Origin of the sequence: Mesorhizobium sp. M7A.F.Ca.CA.001.04.2.1 (genome assembly GCF_003998485.1) — a bacterium.
Taxonomy (GTDB): Bacteria; Pseudomonadota; Alphaproteobacteria; order Rhizobiales; family Rhizobiaceae; genus Mesorhizobium; species Mesorhizobium ciceri.
Map to the genome: position 1 here is coordinate 1 of NZ_RZQT01000252.1, position 3,177 is coordinate 3,177.

Annotated in this window: 2 protein-coding genes and 1 pseudogene; all 3 read left to right on the top strand. The window is 62.1% G+C overall.

The annotated features are described in order from the left end of the window. A partial coding sequence (fusA, locus tag EN955_RS34105; RefSeq protein WP_127223563.1) for an elongation factor G occupies positions 1 to 1,323 on the top strand: 1,323 nt, incomplete at its 5' end. 99 nt (positions 1,324 to 1,422) lie between these two features. After that, entirely contained in the window at positions 1,423 to 2,598 is a 1,176-nt protein-coding gene (gene tuf, locus EN955_RS34110; protein WP_013531404.1) for an elongation factor Tu, read from the top strand. A gap of 153 nt (positions 2,599 to 2,751) precedes the next feature. Further along, positions 2,752 to 3,177: pseudogene (locus tag EN955_RS34115) on the top strand (hypothetical protein); the annotation flags it as partial.

The following is a 3,177-nucleotide window of genomic DNA, read 5'->3' on the forward strand; positions in this document are numbered from 1 at the left end:
GTCAAGTTCTACCCGATGTTCTGTGGCTCGGCCTTCAAGAACAAGGGCGTGCAGCCGCTGCTCGACGCCGTCGTCGAATATCTGCCTTCGCCGGCCGATGTTCCCGCCATCAAGGGCGTCGATGCCAAGACCGACGCCGAGATCGAGCGTCATGCCGACGACAACGAGCCGCTGTCGATGCTCGCCTTCAAGATCATGAACGACCCGTTCGTCGGTTCGCTGACCTTTGCGCGCATCTATTCGGGCAGGCTCACCAAGGGCATCTCGGTCGACAACACCGTGAAGGGCAAGAAAGAGCGCATCGGCCGCATGCTGCAGATGCATGCGAACTCGCGCGCCGACGTCGAAGAGGCTTTTGCCGGCGATATCGTTGCTCTTGCCGGTCTCAAGGACACGACCACCGGCGACACGCTGAGCGATCCGCTGCATCCGGTCATTCTCGAGCGCATGGAATTCCCCGATCCGGTCATCCAGATTGCCATCGAGCCGAAGACCAAGAACGACCAGGAAAAGATGGGCCTCGCCCTTCACCGCCTGGCCGCCGAGGATCCGTCCTTCCGCGTCAAGACCGACGAGGAAAGTGGCCAGACCATCATTTCCGGCATGGGCGAACTCCACCTCGACATCATCGTCGACCGCATGCGTCGCGAGTTCAAGGTCGAGGCCAATGTCGGCGCACCGCAGGTGGCCTATCGCGAGACGATCACCCGCAAGCACGAGCAGGACTACACGCACAAGAAGCAGACTGGCGGTACCGGTCAGTTCGCTCGCGTCAAGATCCTCTTCGAGCCGAACCCGGACAGCAGCGAGTTCGAGTTCGATACCAAGATCGTCGGCGGCGCCGTGCCGAAGGAATACATCCCTGGTGTCGAAAAGGGCATCAACAGCGTCATGACCTCGGGTCCGTTCGCGGGCTTCCCGATGATCGGCGTCAAGGCGACCCTCATCGACGGCGCTTACCACGATGTCGACTCAAGCGTTCTGGCCTTCGAAATCGCCGGCCGCGCCTGCTTCCGTGAAGCAGCACCCAAGCTTGGCGTGCAGCTGCTCGAGCCGATCATGAAGGTCGAAGTCGTGACGCCGGAAGACTACGTCGGCAGCGTCATCGGCGATCTGAACGGTCGTCGTGGCCAGATCCAGGGTCAGGAAGCACGTGGTGTCGCCGTGGTCATCAACGCGATGGTGCCGCTCGCCAACATGTTCAAGTATGTCGACAACCTGCGCTCGATGAGCCAGGGCCGTGCGGCCTACACGATGCAGTTCGATCACTACGAGCCGGTCCCGACCGCAGTGGCCCAGGAAGTCCAGAAGAAATACGCGTAAGGGTTCCTTAGCCACCGACGTCGCGTCTCTTGCGCGGTGCCGGATCTGAAGAGCGAATAACAATTTCCCCCAAGCGGGTAGAATAGACGGAGAACGATTATGGCCAAAGGTAAATTCGAGCGTAACAAGCCTCACGTGAACATCGGCACGATTGGCCACGTCGACCATGGCAAGACGTCGCTGACGGCGGCGATCACCAAGTATTTTGGCGAATACAAGCGCTACGACCAGATCGACGCTGCCCCTGAAGAGAAGGCGCGCGGCATCACGATCTCGACGGCTCACGTCGAATACGAGACGGCCAACCGCCACTACGCTCACGTCGACTGCCCCGGCCACGCCGACTATGTGAAGAACATGATCACCGGCGCCGCGCAGATGGACGGCGCGATCCTGGTCGTGTCGGCTGCCGACGGCCCGATGCCGCAGACCCGCGAGCACATCCTGCTGGCCCGTCAGGTCGGCGTGCCGTCGATCGTGGTGTTCCTGAACAAGGTCGACCAGGTCGACGACGCCGAGCTGCTCGAACTGGTCGAGCTCGAGGTTCGCGAGCTTCTGACCAAGAACGAATTCCCCGGCGACGACATTCCGATCGTCAAGGGTTCGGCTCTGGCTGCTCTCGAAGACTCGGACAAGAAGATCGGTGAAGACGCGATCCGCGAGCTGATGGCTGCGGTCGATGCCTACATCCCGACGCCGGTCCGTCCGCTCGACAAGCCGTTCCTGATGCCGATCGAAGACGTGTTCTCGATCTCGGGCCGCGGCACGGTCGTGACCGGCCGCGTCGAGCGCGGCGTGGTCAAGGTCGGCGAGGAACTCGAGATCATCGGCATCCGTCCGACGACCAAGACGACCTGCACGGGCGTGGAAATGTTCCGCAAGCTGCTCGATCAGGGCCAGGCCGGCGACAACATCGGCGCGCTGCTGCGCGGCGTTGATCGTGAAGGTGTCGAGCGCGGCCAGGTTCTGGCCAAGCCAGGCACGGTGAAGCCGCACAAGAAGTTCGTGGCCGAAGCCTACATCCTGACCAAGGACGAAGGAGGCCGTCACACGCCGTTCTTTACCAACTACCGTCCGCAGTTCTACTTCCGCACGACCGACGTGACCGGCATCGTGTCGCTGCCGGAAGGCACCGAGATGGTGATGCCGGGCGACAACATCACGGTCGATGTCGAGCTGATCGTGCCGATCGCCATGGAAGAGAAGCTGCGCTTCGCTATCCGTGAAGGCGGCCGCACCGTCGGTGCCGGCATCGTCGTCACCATCAAGGAATAACCGAGCCCGGCATTCGCCGGATCGACAAGAAAGGGCGGTCTTCGGGCCGCCCTTTTTGTTTGCCGGGCTATCGGCTGCCGCCCCGTCGGCCGAACCCTGTTGCAAGGCTCTGGACCTCGTCTAGTATAGGTTGCATCAAGGGGCTTTTTCCAAATGGTTCCAAGGCGGTATTTTCATCGTCGGGCATTGTGGCCGCTGGCTCTGACCTGGCTGATTGCGCTGCTTGCCACAGGCCCGGCAGCCTTCGCGGCGGATGCGGCGCCGGATCTTGGGCCGACGATGCGGTTCGGCATTGTCCGCAGCAACGCAGCGGGGTGCGAGCCGATCTGTCCGGAATGGATATCGGCCGAGGGCTCCATAGAAGCCGGAACTCCGGCGCTCTTCAAACGCATGCTGAAGACGCTTGGCGGGCGGAAACTGCCTGTTGTCGTGGATTCTCCCGGCGGCAATGTCGAGGCGGCGCTGACGCTTGGCCGGCTGATCCGCAAGAACAAGCTCGATATCGCCATCGGCAAGACGGTGTTTTCCAGCTGCCAGCCCGACGCGAAGGGGTGCCAGGACCGTGACGCCCGCTACTTC

Coding starts and splice junctions, on each gene's coding strand:
- tuf (WP_013531404.1), top strand. CDS start 1,423: ATGGCCAAAGGTAAATTCGAGCGTAACAAGCCTCACGTGAACATCGGC.